The 19,936-nt window shown below is 45.1% G+C and carries 15 protein-coding genes and 1 tRNA gene; 4 read left to right on the forward strand and 12 right to left on the reverse strand.

All coding sequences use genetic code 11. From position 1 onward, the window contains the following. Window positions 1–5 precede the first annotated feature (5 nt). The 3 genes from AB9N12_RS04905 to AB9N12_RS04915 all read left to right on the forward strand — a co-directional run bounded on the left by AB9N12_RS04905 (window position 6) and on the right by AB9N12_RS04915 (window position 1,900). A complete protein-coding gene (locus tag AB9N12_RS04905; protein ID WP_369890172.1) occupies window positions 6–317 on the forward strand; it encodes a DUF4491 family protein in 312 nt (103 codons plus the stop codon). An 87-nt stretch (window positions 318–404) separates the two neighbouring features. Then, window positions 405–478 (forward strand) — tRNA-Ile (locus AB9N12_RS04910). Window positions 479–631: 153 nt separating this feature from the next. Beyond that, on the forward strand, window positions 632–1,900 hold the full coding sequence (locus tag AB9N12_RS04915; RefSeq protein WP_369890174.1) for a phage integrase SAM-like domain-containing protein: 1,269 nt from the start codon (window positions 632–634) through the stop codon (window positions 1,898–1,900). A 232-nt stretch (window positions 1,901–2,132) separates the two neighbouring features. Here the strand turns inward: AB9N12_RS04915 and AB9N12_RS04920 are convergent, their stop codons facing one another. The 6 genes from AB9N12_RS04920 to AB9N12_RS04945 form a co-directional block, all read right to left on the reverse strand. Beyond that, entirely contained in the window at window positions 2,133–5,399 is a 3,267-nt protein-coding gene (locus AB9N12_RS04920; RefSeq protein WP_369890176.1) for a fimbrial protein, read from the reverse strand. 50 nt (window positions 5,400–5,449) lie between these two features. After that, window positions 5,450–6,895, reverse strand: coding sequence for a DUF5042 domain-containing protein (locus AB9N12_RS04925; protein ID WP_369890179.1), 1,446 nt, complete (start codon window positions 6,893–6,895; stop codon window positions 5,450–5,452). Between the two features lie 8 nt (window positions 6,896–6,903). Further along, window positions 6,904–7,821 carry a FimB/Mfa2 family fimbrial subunit gene (locus AB9N12_RS04930; protein ID WP_369890181.1) on the reverse strand — a complete coding sequence of 306 codons (918 nt, stop codon included), beginning with the start codon at window positions 7,819–7,821 and terminating at the stop codon, window positions 6,904–6,906. Window positions 7,822–8,017: 196 nt separating this feature from the next. After that, a complete protein-coding gene (locus AB9N12_RS04935; RefSeq protein ID WP_369890183.1) occupies window positions 8,018–9,445 on the reverse strand; it encodes a hypothetical protein in 1,428 nt (475 codons plus the stop codon). Between the two features lie 84 nt (window positions 9,446–9,529). Next, window positions 9,530–10,993, reverse strand: a complete 1,464-nt coding sequence (locus AB9N12_RS04940; RefSeq protein WP_369890185.1) for a DUF3868 domain-containing protein — start codon at window positions 10,991–10,993, stop codon at window positions 9,530–9,532. A 48-nt stretch (window positions 10,994–11,041) separates the two neighbouring features. Further along, window positions 11,042–11,638 carry a DUF3575 domain-containing protein gene (locus AB9N12_RS04945; RefSeq protein WP_369892808.1) on the reverse strand — a complete coding sequence of 199 codons (597 nt, stop codon included), beginning with the start codon at window positions 11,636–11,638 and terminating at the stop codon, window positions 11,042–11,044. Between the two features lie 373 nt (window positions 11,639–12,011). Between AB9N12_RS04945 and AB9N12_RS04950 the strand changes: the two genes are divergently transcribed. Next, window positions 12,012–12,857: a helix-turn-helix domain-containing protein gene (locus tag AB9N12_RS04950; RefSeq protein ID WP_369890187.1), complete on the forward strand. Its 846-nt coding sequence runs from the start codon at window positions 12,012–12,014 to the stop codon at window positions 12,855–12,857. Window positions 12,858–13,215: 358 nt separating this feature from the next. Here the strand turns inward: AB9N12_RS04950 and AB9N12_RS04955 are convergent, their stop codons facing one another. The 6 genes from AB9N12_RS04955 to AB9N12_RS04980 form a co-directional block, all read right to left on the reverse strand. Next, the gene (locus AB9N12_RS04955; protein ID WP_369890189.1) at window positions 13,216–14,433 is read right to left on the reverse strand and encodes a tyrosine-type recombinase/integrase; all 1,218 of its coding nucleotides are present in this window, start codon (window positions 14,431–14,433) and stop codon (window positions 13,216–13,218) included. Window positions 14,434–14,824: 391 nt separating this feature from the next. Beyond that, window positions 14,825–15,565: a YitT family protein gene (locus AB9N12_RS04960; protein ID WP_369890191.1), complete on the reverse strand. Its 741-nt coding sequence runs from the start codon at window positions 15,563–15,565 to the stop codon at window positions 14,825–14,827. A 13-nt stretch (window positions 15,566–15,578) separates the two neighbouring features. After that, window positions 15,579–15,848, reverse strand: coding sequence for a hypothetical protein (locus AB9N12_RS04965; RefSeq protein WP_369890193.1), 270 nt, complete (start codon window positions 15,846–15,848; stop codon window positions 15,579–15,581). Between the two features lie 392 nt (window positions 15,849–16,240). Then, window positions 16,241–16,414: a hypothetical protein gene (locus AB9N12_RS04970; RefSeq protein WP_369890195.1), complete on the reverse strand. Its 174-nt coding sequence runs from the start codon at window positions 16,412–16,414 to the stop codon at window positions 16,241–16,243. 120 nt (window positions 16,415–16,534) lie between these two features. Next, entirely contained in the window at window positions 16,535–17,551 is a 1,017-nt protein-coding gene (locus AB9N12_RS04975; RefSeq protein ID WP_369890197.1) for a hypothetical protein, read from the reverse strand. A 40-nt stretch (window positions 17,552–17,591) separates the two neighbouring features. Continuing rightward, a complete protein-coding gene (locus tag AB9N12_RS04980) occupies window positions 17,592–19,928 on the reverse strand; it encodes a TonB-dependent receptor (RefSeq protein ID WP_369890199.1) in 2,337 nt (778 codons plus the stop codon). Window positions 19,929–19,936 lie beyond the last annotated feature (8 nt).

Consider the following 19,936-nt stretch of genomic DNA (forward strand, 5'->3'; position numbering starts at 1 on the left):
TTGTAATGGAGTTTCTAAATGAATATCGCCTCGCAGGGTTATTCATCGGAATATGCACCTTTTTGATTATCGGCCTTTTTCACCCCATCGTGGTAAAGGCCGAATACTATTGGGGTACAAAATGCTGGTGGATATTCCTAGTACTCGGCATAGCCGGTGTGGTCGCCTCATTAAGCATCGAGAATGTGATTTTATCTTCTTTGCTTGGCGTGTTTGCGTTTTCTTCCTTTTGGACAATAAAAGAAGTTTTCGAACAAGAAGGACGAGTACGAAAAGGATGGTTTCCCAAGAACCCGAAGCGCAAATATAAGTTCTAAAAATAAATTGTAGTTTTTATACAAAAGGATTTGCATAATTCGACAGAAAATACTACTTTTGTCACCACATTCAACAAAGGATACATCGGACTTGTAGCTCAGTTGGTTAGAGCAACAGACTCATAATCTGGAGGTCCCTGGTTCAAGCCCAGGCTGGTCCACAAAAAGAGAAAGCGTTAATTGCACGAAATCAAGCAGTTAACGCTTTTCTTTTTGTCTTTCGCTATGAGTAAAGGTTGGCTTAAACTAACAGGATTACATATCTTTTGCAGCATTTGTTGACTAATTGTTGACTAATTTAAATGATATGCAAAATGCTGACTATCAGAGCTGAAATCAAGAAGCAAGAACAAAAATTAGATGGAACGTACAATGTCAAGTTACGCTTTACCCTTGACAGAAAAGTAAAATGCTTGTCAACAAGCTTGTTTGCCACAAGTAAAGACCTGACCAAAGAGCTTAAAATCAAGCGAAGTTCACCTATCAAACAAGAGGTAGATTCTCTTATTCGCAGTTATCAAGAGAAATGTGCCAAACTACAAGTCGAATTAAACCACTACACCATCGATGAAGTAATGGACTACTTGGATGGAGAACATCAAAAGCAGCAACCCATTGACTTTATAAAGTTCAGTCGTGAATGGATAGTCTCAACCACTATCAAAGGTGCGCCCAATTATACGACTGCCATTAATGCTTTAGTGCGCTTCATAGGCAAAGAAGAATTAGACGTGAATTTGATTACTACTGATTTTTTAGAGTACTTCAAAGCATTTCTGAATAAGGAGCGTGAAATACGAACAAAGAAATTAATTCAGCAAGGTAAACGTGTGCCCTCTAATCGGTCTTTATCCCTTTATTTAGTGAGCATAAAGAAACTATTCAAAGAAGCTAAAAAAAGATATAACAAAAAAGAGAAGAATCTGATTCTAATTCCGAACTCACCTTTTGACGATTTTACGATACCCAAGCAAGAAGCTACAAGAAAGAGAGCTATTCCGGCAGATGTTATCAAAAAAGTATGGAAGCTACCCTATAAAGAAATGAAGAAAGGCTATAAATCCACTTGTCGATATAATTTAGCAAAGGACTGTTTCATTCTATCATTCTGTTTAATGGGTATCAATTCAGCCGATTTATATAATGCCACAGAAATGGCAAACAATACCATTATTTATAATCGTACCAAGACAAAAGACCGCAGATTGGATAACGCTCAAATGAAAGTGGATATACCTAAAATCGTATTACCACTTATAGAGAAATATAGAGATAAAAGTGGTAAACGTTTATTTAACTTTTATCAATATTATGCGGATGAAAAAAGTTTCAATAAGGCTATCAATTACGGTTTAAAAGAAATTGGCGCAATATTAGGAGTGAATGATTTAGAATACTACGCAGCACGCCACTCCTGGGCTACCATTGCACTTAATAAAGTTGGCATTGATAAATATATAATCCATGCAGCCCTTAACCATATAGATGATTCTATGAAAGTGACAGATATTTATATTGAACGAGATTTTGTGAATGAAAATAAGGCAAATGCCAAAGTTGTGAAGTATGTGTTTGGCAAATGAATACTGTTTCTGTAATTAAGAATCTCCTATAACCCTAAATATCCTGTCTGTAATTGCCACAGGCAGGATTATTGACTATCTTTCGTTTGACTCAATAGCAGATCTTCCGTTCTGACTTTTTACGGTGGCAAAATTTTCCTTTATACTGAAAAGACCGGAGAAAAGCTGTGATACAGCTCCCCCGGTCACATCCTTAAAATTAAGGAATTTCTTCCCCAATCCTCGGACCAGACTATTCAAGATCTCTTACACAACGCACGTATCCTTTTTTGTCATTGACAAGTCTATCCCTGTCACCTCCCCAACTGGTGTCGACAGTGGTAACAAACCTGAGATAACCGTCAAAATACATCTGATAGCCGGCACTAAATGCTCTTGCTCCGTTCATATCTCGATGGGAAAATCCCGTCCGAGAATGGATGACCTGAGTGTCCTTCATATCCAAGGAATAAGACTTGGTCCCTTGGAAGAAATCATAAACCCTTTTCTTCTCCCTGTCATCCCAGTCGAACAGGCTTCCGGCCATTATCATCAGTTCAGCTTCATTGGGCAGGCGCCATGTACCCAGGTCACTTTTGTCTGGATTTTGGTAATAATAGGCACATGGAGAGTTGCCTTTCTCGACATCGTTCATCAGCGTGTTCCAGGTTTCGAAATAATACTCACTTCTATTGCTCGGCTTATCCAAATTCTTCGGTTTGTCTATCGTGTTAGCTATATATTTTGCAACCTCAAACCCTTTCTGGTAGATCGTATTGTTTTGGGAGGTCTCGTTGTGCGATGGAAGTTCATAAATGATCCTTGAAGCTCTGGTGGTACTGGTAGACAGGTTGTCAGCCTTGAAAATCAGATACTCATTCTCTGTCCAGTTGTTGAATAGAGCCTTTCTAAGTTCATCTTCCATCTCATCAATATGGTAACTATGGTCTTCCGAAGTCTCCAGTATCCCAAGATCCCTGATCAGTCTCACATCCGAATAGGGGGTTCTTTCTCCCGGACTCGCTGTTTTCTGGTAGTCGAATTCATATATAGGGGTCATACTGTGGGACTCCTCAATGAATATGATAGGATTACAGCTGTTCAGTGTCAGGTTGGTACTTCCCATGAAAGCCCTTGAGGTGAATAATGCTGTAGCATTATCCGACGGAGCATGCCCGACAAGCCTATTCTTCAATGGTAAGGAACGTTCCGCCACATACAGCATATTGACTTCACTGATGGAAGGGATATACCACTGCATTTCACCGGCCTGCATCCGACCATCGCGGTTGTTGTCTCGATTTCTTAGGAACGGGGTGAAAGCGGCATATGTCGCATGATAGTTTGGAAGAGCAAGGTTATGATGATCCTTGCTGAGTGTCAGTTTTGCGTTGTCCACTTTTGTCATAACTTTCCAAAGCTGGTCTTTTTTTCCTCTGTTCATCGGATCAATCATGATTTCTTCCTTGAATCCTCCCGCAAGTCCCGAACGTGCCATCACTTTCCAAGTATTTGTCCAACCGTTTGCGTAGTATTTGTTATAGAAAGCATCTGCCTCACCCGGTGCTTTTACGGACCAGTCCAAGTCCTCGGTCTCGTTCACATTCTCCACTCCCCACACGCGCATGCCGTCAGGACAATTGACAAACACCGTCTTTATGGACATTTGACGGATTGAGACAATGGCTCGGTGATACCGTGATCGTCCATCGGGAGAGATTTCATGTGACGTGTTCACCAGCAGGTCAAAGGTCCTGTCCTCGGCGTTGGCAAAGGTCTTCCACAGATCCTTGTCCTGGGGGGCGTTCTCCTGCATGGGGTTTCGCTCATAGAAATACTCGTTGGCGTAAACTGTCACCTTACAAAGTCCCGTAGTGGCGTTGAACACATAGTCAGGTTCAGTCATCAACCTGTAGAGGAACTCCTCCAGTGAGAGCAGGTACGCTCCCGTATCGGAATAATACTTCATCGTCTCGTCCCCGTTGTCAGCGAGCGTACTCGGATGGATATAGAATGCAAGCCAGCCCGTATCAGCCTTTTTATCACCGGAGGGAACGTATCCGTTATCCTTCAGCTGCTCCAGATCCGCTTTCGTGTAAGAGATAATTTTGTCACAGAACGGCGTACGTACGGCAAAGGAGATCATGGCATCGCCTTTCAGGTTTCCGTCCGCATTGAAGATGTCCAGCTCGTCTTTATTGAAACGCATCAGCCCCTGCTCGTAATGGCAGTCAAAGCTGAACGATCGGTGGGCGTCGTATACCAGTCCCTCCACTCCGGGGGCGGGCTCCTCCTCTTTCGCCTTGTCCGATTTAGCTTCTATAACCAGATCATTCATGCCTTTGATGGTCACATTATAGGTATAATGTACGTTACGTTCTATATCATAATCATTAGCCGGATCGTTTTCTGCCGTATATCCCAGATAAATACGGTAGGTTACCTTTCCGAAACGCTCGGTAGAAGTATCTCCGGTTACTAGATTTTGGCGCAATTTACCTGTAAATTCAATATAGGGAGCCAGATCCGGAGCATATTCCGTCTCACCGTTTTGCAAATTGGGTTTGTCAGTTGCACCTACAATGGGGGACTTCAGTTGCTTCTGTCTCAGGTCATACCCCTTCCTTGTCGCATTATAACCGGGAGAAGCTGGGGAAATAGCCTTCTTCGCGACCTTTCGACTTTCGGGCATATAGAATGAAGTGGTGACATTGTCGGCATCACCTTCGAACTGGAAATATTCCGAAATCCAATATGATTTTTTGTTCACCCCGTCGGCATCCCATGGAGCAGTCTGATCGGTTCCTTTTGCATGTTCTGTAATGAAGGTTGATCCCGGTACATTACCAAGACGATATGTTCCAGGCTCAAATGTGAGTCCGGCAACTGTTTGCAGGTTCAACGTAATTTTGGCTTCCGAGCGTTTCAAGGAGACTTCGATCTGTTTTGTAGCGGTAGAAACCGTTACCGTTTGGGTTCGTGACATTAGCAGGTTACCATTCGGACGGAACAGGGTATGAGTAGTCATGGCCGCCCTTACTTTCTCTAGGTCTGAATATTTTGAAATCCTGTTCAATACTTCAGGCTCCACATGAAACAGTCCGTCACCGTCCGATTTATAGTTCGCCAAAAGAAACAGTGTCTTTTTTCCCGTGGTAAGACTGATATTTTTTAACAATCCCATGCTGGTGGGCGCATCTGCATCCGCTTCACCTGTGGATGCTGTAAGATCAGTTGCGGCCTGATAAAGGTCCCTCCTTGAATATTCATGTGAGAATTCCATGTTACCAGAAGAGTTGAAAACCCACAGGTAAAGGTCGTAAATTTTTCTCTCTTCACTTTCCTGTAAAACAGAACGTGTCTTGGCTGTATTGGCTGCCGTGCCCACATTTATATCCACTCTGGTGGGGATTCCCTCCGTGACACCACTTTCTTGAAAAATATCTTCATCCATACAGGATGCAAAGAGGGGCAGTAACATCAGAATAAAATAAGTTATTCTCAGCTTGTATCGTTTCATAAATAATAAAAATTATCGTGATAAATTATCGTGATAAATTCTCGTGTACATCATTGGAATGGAGGAAGATCCACCTTTTTACTATTCCATGACTCAACCCGGTAAATAATCTCTTTTTCTGAAAATTCCGGTATCACAATGGATACCCTATAATTCCGGTTTGGGTAAATAGGACCGGAATATACCCCAGGAGAACTCTCCTCACCAACGTCAAACGCCCAAGTTCTACTTCCTACTTCATGTATAGGATCGAGGCCATAGTTACTACTACACCACCCTACTTCCAATAAGATTTTCGGATGTTCTTGTTTTTTCTGCCATAAATTAGTATCAGGCAGATAGGGGGCCACGTATTGGGGAAAACACATGGGAAGAAATGTATGATAATTACCCAACGCTTCATAATCGAATTCTCCTCCAGCAGTAAGAGGTATTGACTGTATAATGTAGGCGGATTGACCTGCAAGATGTCCATACGAAAACACACCGGTGTGTTCCATATTTTTTCCATTAGGAGTAGAAAGTGATAATTGCGCTTCATCCACATCATTCTCCCTAAAAGAGGGAGACATCATTACCGGAAAATTTAAAAAAGCTATCTTTTTAGGATAAAGAATAAACTTAGTAGATTGATCTGCCTTGGCAATATGAATCTGAATACGAGAAAAATCCCGGAATAAGGGGATTGTTATATCCTGCACTGTACTTCCTGAAGACGGCAGAACCGTGACCGTAGTCTTGCCTGAGAGCATTCCAATATGTATATTGTTTCCATATGGCGCCGTTCCACTATTAAAATCTGTCAACCATTTTATGATTTTTTCATCGGAAGGTGAAGGATGTTCCCCGTCATATGGATTGTTTTTCGGAAGTATTGGCATCGATTTTTCATCCCATAGTGTACCATTTTTCAAATTGATAATGGCAGGCAATGCAGCGCCTTGAATATCCTCCATAGAAATATCTCCTTCCTCTTTTTCTGAGAAATCCCATGGAATATTATTCTGAAGAACACCTTCTGGAGTGTAGTAAGGTACATTTTTAGAAGAGCCTCCATCGGTCCAACCCGTTCGATTTGGAGCATAAAGAGCATAAAATTCACTCTCACCTTTTGGAATTCGTATCTTTGTCTGATATTCCCCTTTTTCGTTCCCGGTCTGGAAAGTTACTAATTTACTATATACATATCGATTTTGCTCTTTGTTAAAAACCATCAGGGCTATTCTCGGAAGAACCGGTGGATTAAATAACTTACCAGTTATATACCAAGTTTCAGGATCATCCCCCCAATATCCAGTTAACTCATCGTCCAAAGGATCTATAGCCCTTGTTGTAAGATTTAGTCTGACAGTCACAGCATCCTCATCGGAAAACTGTTCTGAAATAGTATCTTCGTTCTGGCAGGATACCGACATAAAGCAAAGGATCAGTGACATCATTATTGTAGAGTAACTCACAGCCTTCATCATACGAATATATTTAATATTTTTCAACATAATATTAATCAATCAGTTATAGGAACCACATCGACAGCTTCCCATGGTTTTACACTTATATTCAATGAAAAGGGATTTTGGCGGAAAAACAGTGGAAGTATCGCTTCTTGCCGTCCCGTTATCCGTATCTGCTCGGAATATTGCGCGATATATTGTGCCACATCTACAGTGCAAAGAACCTTTCCACCCTGCATAAGGCGGATCGTTAGCGGGTCCTTGTCATCAAAGCGCAGGGTATTGAAGTCAAGAACGAAGCGATCATTCTTCTCACCTGCGACAAACGGAAGGTCAAAAGAAGTTTCACCAGCCTGCTGCCCGGAAAAATAGAAACGTGCGGAAAGTGATTCCATTGTCAGGCGAAAACCCTCCTCCTTGTTCTGTTCAAACCAGGTCTGCGAATTGTTATCATCGTCAGAAAGGACTACCGCATGGATTTTCACATGCTGGGAATAAAGGCGAATTACGTCACGGGAGTTGTTCATAACTTTAGATGTGATGGTTGTTTCACCCAGGTATAACCTGTCAAATGTTCCGGATGCCCGTCCGTCCTTTTCCATAAGTTCGGGCCGGGAAACCAACGAACCTTTGTAGCTGCTCTCTTTACTGATAATCGTTTCTGTCAAAGCGTTGCCTACGGCCACCACTTTATAATCCCCTTCCGGAAGCGTGACCTCCAATGATGCAAGTAACCGTTCCCTCTTCAGGTGATGCTTTTCGACAAGAACTTCGCCTTTGGCATCAAAAATAAAGACATCAATACCATCCACATATTCCTGTAGATGTTCCTGATTGTCATCAGCCAGATAGGAAAAGACAATCGTGTTGCCAAGACAGCCGCTCAAATCGTCATATACCCGATCACAGGCGGTCAGGAGGTATAAAGTGAGTAGCAGTCCCAGCCAAGTGGGTATGTATCTTATGTTCATACTTTATACTAATTATTATAAATCAATACAGATAATTTCCCTTGAAGAGATAACATGTACTTCTCTCGGAAATAATAAAAAAGGGAGGGGATAACCTCCCCTCCCCGAGAGTGTGGGGCGGATTCCGATTCCGACCTGCTAAGGCCAATACAGGAGGACTGCCCCGGTAAGTGGATATTCTCTCTCTATATATATATCAATCAAGAATGGGGAAGACGTTTACAGCAGTCCAATCCTGCACCTCCACACGGACGATCACGTTCACATTCTCGTCTTCCAAGTCTTCCTGACCTTTCGGGTCGGGAGTCACTCCTTCAGGAATGGTCGGATCTGTATCCACAAGGATACCCTGTCCGTTGTTCAATGTGCTAAGATTCAAATTGATCAGATAACCTCCCTTACTGGCCGGAATATCAGTGGTACCGTCTGTAGCACCTTCTGTTTTCGCATATCCGGATATAACAATAAAACGTCTGTCTGCGGATACGCCCTTATCACCTGTCTTGAAAACGAAAGCAAGTTTGGGAGCATTGTTCGTTTTTCCGTAACCGGTGATTCCATTTGCGAAGAAGTTGAATGCAGCTGCTTTTTTACCAGCTCCGAAATCAAATGCAGTTGTTGTAAAGTAGGAAGATACGTCAGACAGGTCTGTTTTGCCATCTGGTTTGAATGTCCCATTCGTGAAATCATATCTGTCACCTGCATACGTCTTTGCCCAAAACCAGTTAGCCTCTTCTTCCACTGTAAGTGCCGGGACAGAAAGCGTTCTGCTGAAACGGTTCATCAGAATACCCTGGTTGGCAGCAGTGACGTCAACAACCTGTAACCATTTACTTAAGGCAGCTTTCTTCGTAAGGTCGGATTTGCCGTCCCATACTTCCTTATTGAAGCCGTTGGCATCAGCCTTGAAAGCCGTCCATGCATCAGCACTGGTTTTTCCTTTGTTCTCAGCTTTACCCAGCCAAGTCTTGCACCACTGTTCCGCCTCGGCTTTTTTCCCGTCTTTCCAAGTAATTTTGATAAACTTGGTTCCTGTCACTTGGAAGCGGTTCATGCTGGAAGTTAAAGTGAGCTCCGCCTTCTTTACAACACGCTTATCCTGCTGTGGAGTAACGCCATAAGGCTCAGCACCGACAGTGGTCAGCTTTTCGGTACCGGCATAGACCACTTCATTGATTTTTGCCTTCAGCAGCTGTTTGCTAACACTAGACACAGGCTTGTTCTCCACCAACGCTCCTTGAGGGTTTGCAATAACAAGAGCTTTTGTTGCACCTTTGTCTACGTTGAGGAATTTATAACCTCCTGTCACTTCACCAACTCCTACAGCGGTAGTTGAAGTTAGCTTGGTAAAATCATCAGAACCCTTTGTAAATTCCTTTGCCAAGACAACATTATCTCCATTTAACAAGTACACATGCAATTTCTCAACTGTAGCCGGATCACCGTTATTGACGGTGTTCTGTAAGTCTCCTATAACGGCACGTGTTCCCGGCCCCGGCAATGCCACTGACATCACCACATCAACAGGCTGGTTACCACTCTCCGTTACGATTGGATTCTCTTCATTGTTACATGCAGCAAACAACGCCAGCGAAGTCACTGCCAAATACTTCATTACTTTCATGATTTGAATGTTTTTAATTTAAAAATACTAATACTATATATCTGAGTTATGTCTGTATCCCTTGATTGTTTTTTCGTCCTTCGGCTATTTGGGAAGTCTTTGCCTGGAGGCTCCGCCCTCACTAGCTTTCTTCAGCAATTCTTCCGCCTTCCTCCAGTCACCTTTTATGTTATGGGCGATGGCCATGGGGAAAAGTGCACGGCTATCATTCTTTACCGATTCCAGCACTCGCAACGCACTGTCCGCGTCTTTCCTGTATTTCAACAGGGCGTTGGCGTAGTTCAGGGTTGCCACGGCATCACCCGGGAACTGTCCGTAGGCTCTCTTGTACACATGAAGAGGAGTCTTTCCTTGGGAAGCGTACAATTCGGCCAGCTGGTACATCTCGTGCTGGCTGAGACATTCTGGCTTCCTCTCAAAAATTTCAGGGAGTTCCTCTATCGTGTAAGGTCTCACGTCAAAGCTGAGACTGAAGGTGGTGCGCCGTAGAGATGGGTAGAACTCTTTCAAGAGGACGTGATAGCTCCTGCCTTCATCCAGAGCACGTATGGCCGCCTCGCGTTCCGTGTCACGTTGGTTATGCTCGATGACAGAAAGGATTTCTCCTTTGTTGGCGAGAGTGGAGCTGCCGACCGCTGCCTTAAGGCCCTCCCAGTCCTCCCCGATACCTTCTGCACGATAAATCGGTGCTTTCTTCAGGACTGGGTACTGGCTGGAAATATAATCTGAAAGAGTTTGAGTTCGTTGTTGTGCGAGGGACTTGTTGTAGTCGAAATCTCCTTCAGGAGAGGCGTAGCCTTTTATATGTATGTCTTTGAGTTCCGCCCCTTTGATTGTCAAACTTTCAGATACAAATCTCCCGAGACTGGCAAGCTCTTGACTGTTATTTGCAAAAGTCTTGCAAAGATCATACTGTGCCACGGGAAAAACCACCTTACAGTCAAAAGAGTCTTTATAACACTTGACCAATACCCTTTCCGGTTCGATAAAATCGTAGGTATAATCTTTCTCTCCGAAGAGTGGAATGTTAGCTTGAAACGCAACACCTTTATTCTCGTTCACACCACACTCGGCACAACCGTATAACTTTTCATCCACAACAAGATAGCCGTCGGCCATCCATCTTTCAAAAGGAAAGCTACTTTTGAACGTCAGAGGTCTTTCTTTCAGCTCCTTGACGGAATACACCTCTCTGTAAAGCTGGTCACTCTTCAGATTATGCAGGGTCTTGCGACGTTTAATGATTTTATATCTCCTTTGACCGGAAATACATATAGGCTTCAACTCCGCACTTTGGGTACCATCCGCTGAAACAAAGCGAGGAGAGATGCACATCATTTGCTGGCTTTTCAACTTTTCGACAAGCGCTATCGAGAATTCTATATCCAGTTTATTCCCGTCCATACGTCTCTCCACGCGGCTTCCGGAATAATCCCAATACAGCCCTCCATCTGACGATAAAGTTTCCTGAGCAAAGGTCAGCAGAGGGAACATTCCCAAGCAACCAATAATAAAAAAATGCTTCTTGTAATATTGTAATGGTTTCATAATATACTTTTTAGTGTAAAAGAATAAAAACTCGGGTATGTGAATCAACTATTTCAACATATAAATAATGGAAATTGCCGCTCTGGTGGGACCGATATAGTCGGCATCCCCCTTCCCCTGCTTTTTCCCACAGGCCGTGCACTTATACTTATCATAACGGGTATGCACGTAACCTATTCCCAAAGAGGCCTCTATATTGAAACGGTTGGAAAGCACCCACTGGTAACCGGCACTCAATCCGCCTCCCCAGAAATAGCCCTCGTAACGGTGGTCCTTCATTTTTCCATCCCCTTTCTGAAGGACGAAGGGTATGTCAATGCCACCGATGTTCATCTGTCCGCCGTGTACATGCAATCCGAAGAACCAACCGTTGAAAACGTCACATGTCCAGTAACGGAGCTCTGGCTGTACCAGCCAGTGGCTGAACTTTTTCGTCTTGTACCGAGAAGAAGTCGCATCCTGCGTGTGGAAAAAGAAATTCATACCCACTTGAGTGTCAAGGGTCCATTTACGTCCCATGGAGAATTCCAAAGATAGATTGGGGGTTTTCAAGGCATCGTAAGCCAAGTTGTTCTTCAAGGCAACTTTTTGGGAGAAGGCACCTGCTGAACAAAGCAAAAACACCCAAAGAAAAAACTGTTTCATCATACTGTTATTCATTGTTCCATTATTTTATTCTTGTTTAAAGAATGCAGAACTATTCTTATGTAATGATTATTAATAGAGTTTAATTTCCTGGAAAAACTCCAAAATCTTTCTTACACGAAAATCTTTTTTGCACGTTAGACCATTTCTTATTGAATATTTCATGACTCGTTCGCATAATATCATTGAATTAAAATGCTTGTTATTTTTCCACTCTCTCCCATAGAGAGTGGAAAAACAGTCAAAACAAGTTGTCTAAGTGCATACATGTGTGATGAAGAATATTAGAATATGAATAAAGCCAATAATAGATTATATAACTATCTGATATATAGAATAAAGATCTTATCTATCAGCAACAAAAACAGAAACAATGGAACTATTTTATTTGAGCGAACATACGTCATGCTATCATTATTCGAAATGTATGCAGGAAGGATTCCGGCACTATAAATTTGATAAGGGATTGAATCATGAAGAACAACTGGTAAAGGACTGTATCCTGTTTGTTTTGAAAGGAAGTCTACAGCTCTCCTGTAATGGTTTTCAGCCTACGATATCAGAGGGTAAGATGGTATTTCTATGCCGTGATAGCCTGTTCAGCATGTGTGCGTTGGAAAACTGCGAAGTAATGACCGCCATGTTTGAGGGCGGGGTATGGTCTTGCCAAAAGGCCTCTTTCTCGGAACTATATCATTTAAAAGGTGTCATTGAATACCGTATGGAGCCTCTTGATATAAGAGAGCGTTTATCTAAATTTCTTGAACTTTTGGCCGGTTACTTGAAAGACGGGGCAAATTGCATCCATTTTCATGAGATAAAGCTTAAAGAACTTTTTTGGAATATCCGTTTTTACTATTCCAAGCCGGAACTGGCAAATTTCTTCTACACGATAATCGGGCAATCGCAGGATTTCAAAAATAAAGTTTTGGATAATTATAAAGGATGCAGAACGGTGAAAGAGTTGGCATCAGCCTGTGGACTTTCCATTTCCACATTTAAAAGGCAGTTCAATACAGAGTTTGGGGAAACACCGGCTGAATGGATGCAGAAACAATTATTGGGGGAGATTAAGTATAAACTTTCAGTCACAGACTTACCGTTGGGGATCATTGCCAATGAATTGGATTTTTCGTCCTTGGCGAATTTCTCCAGATTTTGTAAAAGATGTCTGGGATATTCTCCCAAGGAGCTGAGGGAACAGATAAAAAGTAAGTAGAAAACAATGCAAAGAGGATGCAAGAGACAAATTGATAAACAATAGGACTAAATGGGAAATAGTAGAAAGTATAAGATGTGCTAACTTTGCAGCGTAATTAAATATTAAAGGATTGATTGTCTTTTTTGTATATGTAGCACTCTATTTGGAGCGTTTTCCACTCTCTATGGGAGAGAGTGAAACAGAAACAAGTATATACATTTTATGATGATATACCATAAAATAAAGAAAAATGCCACTTTTAAAAATCCTCTTTTTCTTTTATATAACATACACACCGGACTAAAGTTCGCAGAAATGTCGAGAAATGGTAAAATCCCGATAGTTAGAATTTTTTGTATAATAATAAATCGCCAATTCACTGTCTGGCTTGGGACTGAATGAAATTTGCCACTTGATTATTGACCGCATCCAATGCGGAATGATCCAGCTCCTTCAGATAGATTCTGGTCGTTTTTTCCGATGTATGGCCCAGACATTCACCGATAATATGGATCGAAGCTCCGCTTTCCTTGGCTATCGTGGCCCATGAATGGCGCGCTGCGTGGAGTCTCAGCGGGGTCTCCAGACCGATAGACCGGGAAATCTTTCTCAAAGAGTAACGAATCTTATGATAGGCGTTTCTGTAACCGGTGTACGGTTCCTCTTTTTCCGTGAACAACGGGAACATGTACTCCCCCGGTACATTCTTGTACCTTTCCAAGATACGATTGATCTCCCTGTTTATGCCCACCCGCATCAATTGATCGGTCTTGTGGCGTTTGTAACAGATTTCAGCAGGAAAGACATTCTTTTTTTTCAGCAATGCGATATCGACGAACGACATTCCACGCGTGTAAAAACTGAACATGAAAATGTCTCGGGCAAGGGACAGCGGACTGTTCTTTTCCAGTTCCATGCCGGAGAGTGTTCTAATCACACCCGTATCAAGAGAACGTTTGAGTGTTTTTTCCGTCTTGATGCTTATCTCGCGAAATGGACAGGGGAGTTCCAGGCCCATCTCCCGACATCCCTTCCTGAAAAGGGCCTTGATATTATGTAGATAAAAGCCGATGGTATTATCGCATATTCCCGAAGCGAGAAGTTTCCCGTGATAATCGGCTATGATCCGGGAAGATAGCTTGATGAAGGGGAAATCCTTTTTTCCCAGGTATCTCTGCATCGAACGCAGGCTGGAGGCGTATGCCCGGGCTGTTCCCTCGTGACCGCTTTGACGAAGCTCCAGAATTTTCCGTGAAAAGTAGGAATAAAAACCGGTTTCACGGGTTAACACGCTGTAAGTCCTGAACACGTCCTCTATTTCATATTCCCGAGATTCCTTTTCCATTATTGAAATGCTCTTCAACAGTATCCTTGAGATACTTTCGCACCTGTGGTTGATCCGTCGGACTGTTTCCGGAGTGTTCTCCCCTCCAATGATCACTCTTCCCCTTACGGGATCAAACAAGTTGTCCGGGATGCTGACTCCTGTATAAACTACCTTTTTCCTTCGCTTGTGAAGAACTTGCACGACTAACGGAAATTTGCCGGACCGGTTGCTTCTTCCTTTTACTAATACTGTTTTAACTGTTGCCATAAGTTTTTTATTCGTTAGACATTTGACACTTCCCTGTTTTTTGAGAGAGGAAGCATAAACTTATATGCATCAAATGAGAAAAGGGAGGAAAAAGTTCAGTAACCGGGTCGGAAAATTGTGCGAAAGAAGGAAGGAGGGTTACAGACCGGTCGGCAAGGAGACGATATGTCTTGCAAAAGTGGGATTTGTACCTCTTCCGGATAGAGAAGCAATCAATAAGTTATTTTTACGATTACTTAACGCCTTGCAGGTGCATTTGAAAGTGGAGAAAAGTACGAATGTGTACTTTTCTTAAGGGCATTCAAACTTACCAAACGGTATGTAGAGACTATTTTTAGACGGGTGATGGCGATATTCAAACTCTCGGAACAATAAGAAAATAACTCAATGCTCACTCTTCCCCCTTCCGATTGTAAATATACCGTGCCAGACCGTAGATATACCTGCGGAAGCCCGGGCGGTATGCCAGCAGCTGCTTGAACCATCCGAGATGCCGGCTCACGACACGCACCACCGTCCCCACAAAGAACATGGCGAACAATGTGCCGATGCCTATGATGTGCCACTGCCAGACACCGAAGAAAACGTAGCACGACAGCACGCCCAACGCCACCAGCGTAATATCGACTGCAATCTTTACTTTCGGGAAGTCGATGCCCGTTACCCGGCTGATAGCTACGGGAAAGCCTTCGCCGGGCATGGTCACGCTGCCGCAACACACTTCGAGCGCGATGCCTATCCCTAAGATGACGCAACCTGCCACCTGTGCCGCCGCCTGCTGCCAGAACCCGACGGGCACAAGCCACGAGGTGAGCTGCATGTTCACGTCGATAAGCGTTCCGAAAAAGAAACCTATCAGCAACTGGAACAGCTGCACCCATTCGAACTGCCGCCGCAACACCAGTATCTGTCCCAATACCAGCACGCCATTCATGATGTAGGTGTATTGCCCGATGGTCAGTGCAGGCACCATCGCCTGCTTGCCTGCCGTTTCGAATACGTAGGGCAACACGCTGATGACACTCGACCCCAGCATGGAACGCACGCATACCGCCACGCCGACGGTCATGATGAACAATGAAAAAAGCAGCAACAAATGCTGCCAGCAAAATGAGAGGATTCGTTCTTTCATACCTTTTCTAAAACTAATACGCTAAATTCGGAGTGCAAAGATACGGATTTCTTTCAAAAAGGGGAAAAGCAGATTCTTTGTCCTTCAAGTATAAAACTCTGCGGATTTTATCTATATTTATAGGTAAAGCCTGCTTTATCGTTCTTTTAAATGCCGTTGAGTCAAGAAACGTCTGCTTTATCGTTCTTTTAAACGCCATTGCTGCAAGAAACGTCTGCTTTATCATTCTTTTAACTGCTGTTGCTGCAAGAAACGCCTGCTTTATCGTTCTTTTAAACGCCATTGCTGCAAGAAACGTCTGCTTTATCGTCTTTTAAACGCCATTGCATCAAGAAACGTCTGCTTTATCGTTCTTTTAAATGCCATTGGTGCAAGAAACGTCTACTTTATCGTCTTTTAAACGCCATTGGTGCAAGAAACGTCTACTTTATCGTCTTTTAAACGCCATTGCTGCAAGAAACGCCTGCTTTATCTTCTTTTAAACGCTATTGCATCAAGAAACGTCTGCTTTATCGTTCTTTTAAACGCCATTGCTGCAAGAAACGCCTGCTTTATCGTCTTTTAAACGCCATTGCTGCAAGAAACGTCTGCTTTATCTTCTTTTAAACGCCATTGCTGCAAGAAACGCCTGCTTTATCATTCTTTTAAATGCCATTGCTGCAAGAAACGCCTGCTTTATCTTCTTTTAAACACCATTGCTGCAAGAAACACCTGCTTTATCATTCTTTTAAACGCCATTGCTGCAAGAAACATCTGCTTTATCATTCTTTTAAACGCTGTTGGTGCAAGAAACGCTTGCTTTATCATTCTTTTAAACGCTATTGCTGCAAGAAACATCTGCTTTATCATTCTTTTAAACACCATTGCTGCAAGAAACGCCTGCTTAAAGCTGCTAAAGCAAAACAGGGCTGTGCATTTCCGACACAGCCCCATAGATTGATAAAGGGAATCCCTTTATTCTTAAGATAATCAAAGCCAGATGGAGCCGGTTTCCACAGCTCCCGCCTGATAAGTATAGGAGTTGAACTCTTCAAGCGCCTCCTTCCATGTAAGATGGAAAGTTTGCATGATGGAGTGTAGCGTGCGGTTGCTGTTTTCATCCAGGCTGTCCTCCCCGATCAGGTTCACATCAGCATCCGGGTCCACATCGACGAGCTCCTCGCGGCTCCAGAACACCACCACCGGGATACTCAGGTTAATATCCCATGTCCCACGCTGTAGCAATATTCCGGAGGGCTTGTAGAACGGGTCGAAGTCGTTTGTCTGCGGGTTCTTTTTGGAGTTGTAGCCGTGATATAGGCGAAGTTTCAAGTCAAACTCCTTGCGGTCCTTCAGGAACCGGATAACCCCCTTTAACCCTACCGGGTTGCTGCCTCCCGTTATTTCCGCCTCCTTGCCATGTTTGGTCTTGTCCCAGGGGGTGGTGTCCACATAGAGATAATCCACCAGTTTTTGGGGATCGTTGTCGTCGGCTTCCGGTTTCCCGTCAAAGGTCGGTCGCACATTTTCCGGGGTGAAGAAATGCTGGTGGATATGCTCCTGCCCGTTCTCTACGAACTGTCCGTTCATCAGCTCTCCTTGGGTGTTGTAGTAATAGATAAACATCAGGTAGACAGGAGCGGGGGTGAAGTTGTCCCCATGGGTATAATTACCGTTTTTCTGCACGTAGAACTTACGCTGGCTTCCTTCGGCAAGAGCCCATCCGCTACCGGTTTTCAGTTCGTAAGTAATCTCTTGGATACGTCTCATGTATTTGGCGGGGGATTCCGGATTCTGGTGCGGACCGCCCACCTTCTGTATCTCGTTCCAGTCTGCGTGCAGGTGACATTCCACGAGGCGGACGGTCACTTTGGCCGGGTCCTCGTGCAACTTGTTCTTCGTTTCGTTCTCAGGGGTTACGGGCTCCTTGCTGCAAGAGTTCAGCGACAGGCCCAGTGACACTCCTACCAGAAGTGTCCACACGGTTTTACACATCATTGTTTTCATTTTTCTTTTCATTTACTTGTTTGATGATCGTTGTTATACATTAAAAAGTCCAGTTTATTCCGCAACGCACGTCACGCCCCATGTCATGTGCATAGTAACGCGAACGGTTGGTGTATTCCTTGTACTCTCGGTTCAGGAGGTTGTCGGCCGACAGCATGAACCGGATGGGGTGTCCCCGTTTCACGGGAAGTTCAAGACCGGCGTCGAACCCCAGGAGATGGTACGCCGGGGGAGTGTAGGGGATAAGATCCGTGTCCGGGTCGAACCGTCTCTGTTTCGCCACGAAGCGGTGCCTGATGTTCAGACGTAGCTTCGAACGCGATTTTGTCTGGTAGCTCCACGCAAGTTCGTGGCTGAAACGGAAGGAGGGGATATAGGGAAGGTAGTTCCCCTTCGTCCGTTCGTTGGCCCGTATGAGGGAGGTGATGGCACGGTAGTCCCATGAGCCGTTCGGAGTGAAACGCAGGTCAAGGTCTATGCCGCGAAAGAAAGCCGGGGTCTGCCTGTACCGGAAGACCGGATATGCTCCCGAAATCACGGTGACGGTCTCCTTCTCCGGACCGTCATAGATGTAGCGGTCCACCCATTGCAGATAACCGTCCAGGTGGACGCTGAACACTCCGTTGCCGTAACGGAGGGAAGATATCCATTTGTAGCTTCTTTCCGAGTGCATCGTAGAATCCCCTCTGACAAACATCCCCGACCCGAGCTCGTTTCCGTTACTGTACAGCTCGTACACGTGCGGTGCCCGCCAGGCCAGCCCGAAGTTGGAGGTGAGCCTCCAGCACCGGGAAAGTTGATAGTGCCCCCCCAGACTGTAGGAGACGTTGTTGAACGTTCTGGTCCCGCCGTAGGGACTTCCCGTCCAGTCATACCCACTGGCACGGGTTTCCTGCATATCCAGCCGGAGCCCCGCTTCAACCCCTCCCTTGGCCTGATGATACTTCCCGATTCCGTAGATCCCTGCCTGTGTCTCCGTGTAGTTCGGGATGACAGGTACGAATCCGGTACCCGCGCGACTGTGGTTCTCGATGAACATGACCTGGCCTCCCGCCTCGATCTGCCAGGAGTGGTAATCCCGTTTCCAGCGCAGGAGATGCTGGAAGGAATTCAAGTGCAGGGAAACCGCCGGAACATTGGAGTCCAGCCGCCGGACACGGTTCTCCTGCCGGTCGTCCTTCTGCCACGTACTTTGCCAGTGAATGTTTCCTCCGTTCTTCATTCCGAACCGTATCCTGCCGACAGCGCTCTGATGGGTGACCGTCTGGCTGGGAGGCCGGATATCTCGGGAGAAGGGATCCGTGTGCAGGGGACGACCCAGCCGGATACGTTCTGCCAGCAGCTCCTCGCTACCCATCTGAGCGCTGAGCATCACTCCTGTCCGGGTGTGGAAGCGACTGTAGAGACCTTCCACTCTCAAGCGCCCGTGGTCGTAACCCAGAGAGGCGGAGGTGTGATATTCCCTGGTCCCGGTGTTGTTCAGAAGATAGTGCGCGGTGGAACGGTCTCCGGAATTCGACCAGGTGCCCTGCACGCGCCAAGCAAGATTGCCGGAGAAAGCACCTTCAAGTTGTCCGGTCGCCACGTAACGCCGCCCGTTGCTTCCGTAAAGCGTGGAGATGCTCCCTTGCAGCGCCCGTTGTCTGAAAGGAAGGGGGGATTGCTCCATGACGATGATGCCTCCCAGGGCATCCGAGCCGTATCTTACCGCATCGGAGCCTTTGATTACCGAAACGGAGGTGCTGCCGTTCATGTCCAACTCGGGGGCATGGTCGGCACCCCATTGCTGCCCCGTCTGACGGGCACCGTTATGGATGATCAGTATCCGGTTCCCGTACATTCCCTGGATGACGGGTTTGGATACGGTGGTTCCCGTGCTGATGGAACTCACCCCGCTGACGCGCTCGAGCAGGGTGGTCAGCGAGGTGCCCAGCGCGTTGCTGATCTCAGGGGATGAAAGGCGCCTGCTCACGGCGTTGGGTGACGCCTCGCTGCGTTCACCGGTAACGACCACTTCCCCGAGTTTTTGTATATCCGGTGAGAGGCGTACGGTATATGTGCTGCTTTCTTTGAATGCTTCGTCCCAAAGCACACGCCGGGAGCTGTAACCCAGGCACTGCACGAGGACCGTATCCATGAAACACGTGCCATGACCGAGAACAATCGTTCCACGAGGGGAACTGACAAGTAATCGTTCCCCGGTCAGGATATAGGCTCCCTCAATGGGAAGCCCGCTTTCCCGGTCAATGACCAGCAAGGTATCGCGTGTACCTATCGGTGGGCGAGTCTCCTGTACCTGTGCTTCCAGGGGGGAAGAGACGATACAGAGGCAGGCAACCGGTAGGCACGCATACTGTAAATATGCATGAAATGTCATACTCTAAA

Source organism: Bacteroides sp. AN502(2024) (genome assembly GCF_041227145.1).
Taxonomy (GTDB): Bacteria; Bacteroidota; Bacteroidia; order Bacteroidales; family Bacteroidaceae; genus Bacteroides.

What these genes read in the sequence shown, in the direction of transcription:
- AB9N12_RS04905 (WP_369890172.1), top strand. Translation starts at nt 6, where the DNA reads ATGGAGTTTCTAAATGAATATCGCCTCGCAGGGTTATTCATCGGAATA.
- AB9N12_RS04915 (WP_369890174.1), top strand. Translation starts at nt 632, where the DNA reads ATGCTGACTATCAGAGCTGAAATCAAGAAGCAAGAACAAAAATTAGAT.
- AB9N12_RS04920 (WP_369890176.1), bottom strand. Translation starts at nt 5,399, where the DNA reads ATGAAACGATACAAGCTGAGAATAACTTATTTTATTCTGATGTTACTG.
- AB9N12_RS04925 (WP_369890179.1), bottom strand. Translation starts at nt 6,895, where the DNA reads ATGTTGAAAAATATTAAATATATTCGTATGATGAAGGCTGTGAGTTAC.
- AB9N12_RS04930 (WP_369890181.1), bottom strand. Translation starts at nt 7,821, where the DNA reads ATGAACATAAGATACATACCCACTTGGCTGGGACTGCTACTCACTTTA.
- AB9N12_RS04935 (WP_369890183.1), bottom strand. Translation starts at nt 9,445, where the DNA reads ATGAAAGTAATGAAGTATTTGGCAGTGACTTCGCTGGCGTTGTTTGCT.
- AB9N12_RS04940 (WP_369890185.1), bottom strand. Translation starts at nt 10,993, where the DNA reads ATGAAACCATTACAATATTACAAGAAGCATTTTTTTATTATTGGTTGC.
- AB9N12_RS04945 (WP_369892808.1), bottom strand. Translation starts at nt 11,638, where the DNA reads ATGAAACAGTTTTTTCTTTGGGTGTTTTTGCTTTGTTCAGCAGGTGCC.
- AB9N12_RS04950 (WP_369890187.1), top strand. Translation starts at nt 12,012, where the DNA reads ATGGAACTATTTTATTTGAGCGAACATACGTCATGCTATCATTATTCG.
- AB9N12_RS04955 (WP_369890189.1), bottom strand. Translation starts at nt 14,433, where the DNA reads ATGGCAACAGTTAAAACAGTATTAGTAAAAGGAAGAAGCAACCGGTCC.
- AB9N12_RS04960 (WP_369890191.1), bottom strand. Translation starts at nt 15,565, where the DNA reads ATGAAAGAACGAATCCTCTCATTTTGCTGGCAGCATTTGTTGCTGCTT.
- AB9N12_RS04965 (WP_369890193.1), bottom strand. Translation starts at nt 15,848, where the DNA reads ATGGCGTTTAAAAGAACGATAAAGCAGGCGTTTCTTGCAGCAACAGCA.
- AB9N12_RS04970 (WP_369890195.1), bottom strand. Translation starts at nt 16,414, where the DNA reads ATGATAAAGCAGATGTTTCTTGCAGCAATAGCGTTTAAAAGAATGATA.
- AB9N12_RS04975 (WP_369890197.1), bottom strand. Translation starts at nt 17,551, where the DNA reads ATGAAAACAATGATGTGTAAAACCGTGTGGACACTTCTGGTAGGAGTG.
- AB9N12_RS04980 (WP_369890199.1), bottom strand. Translation starts at nt 19,928, where the DNA reads ATGACATTTCATGCATATTTACAGTATGCGTGCCTACCGGTTGCCTGC.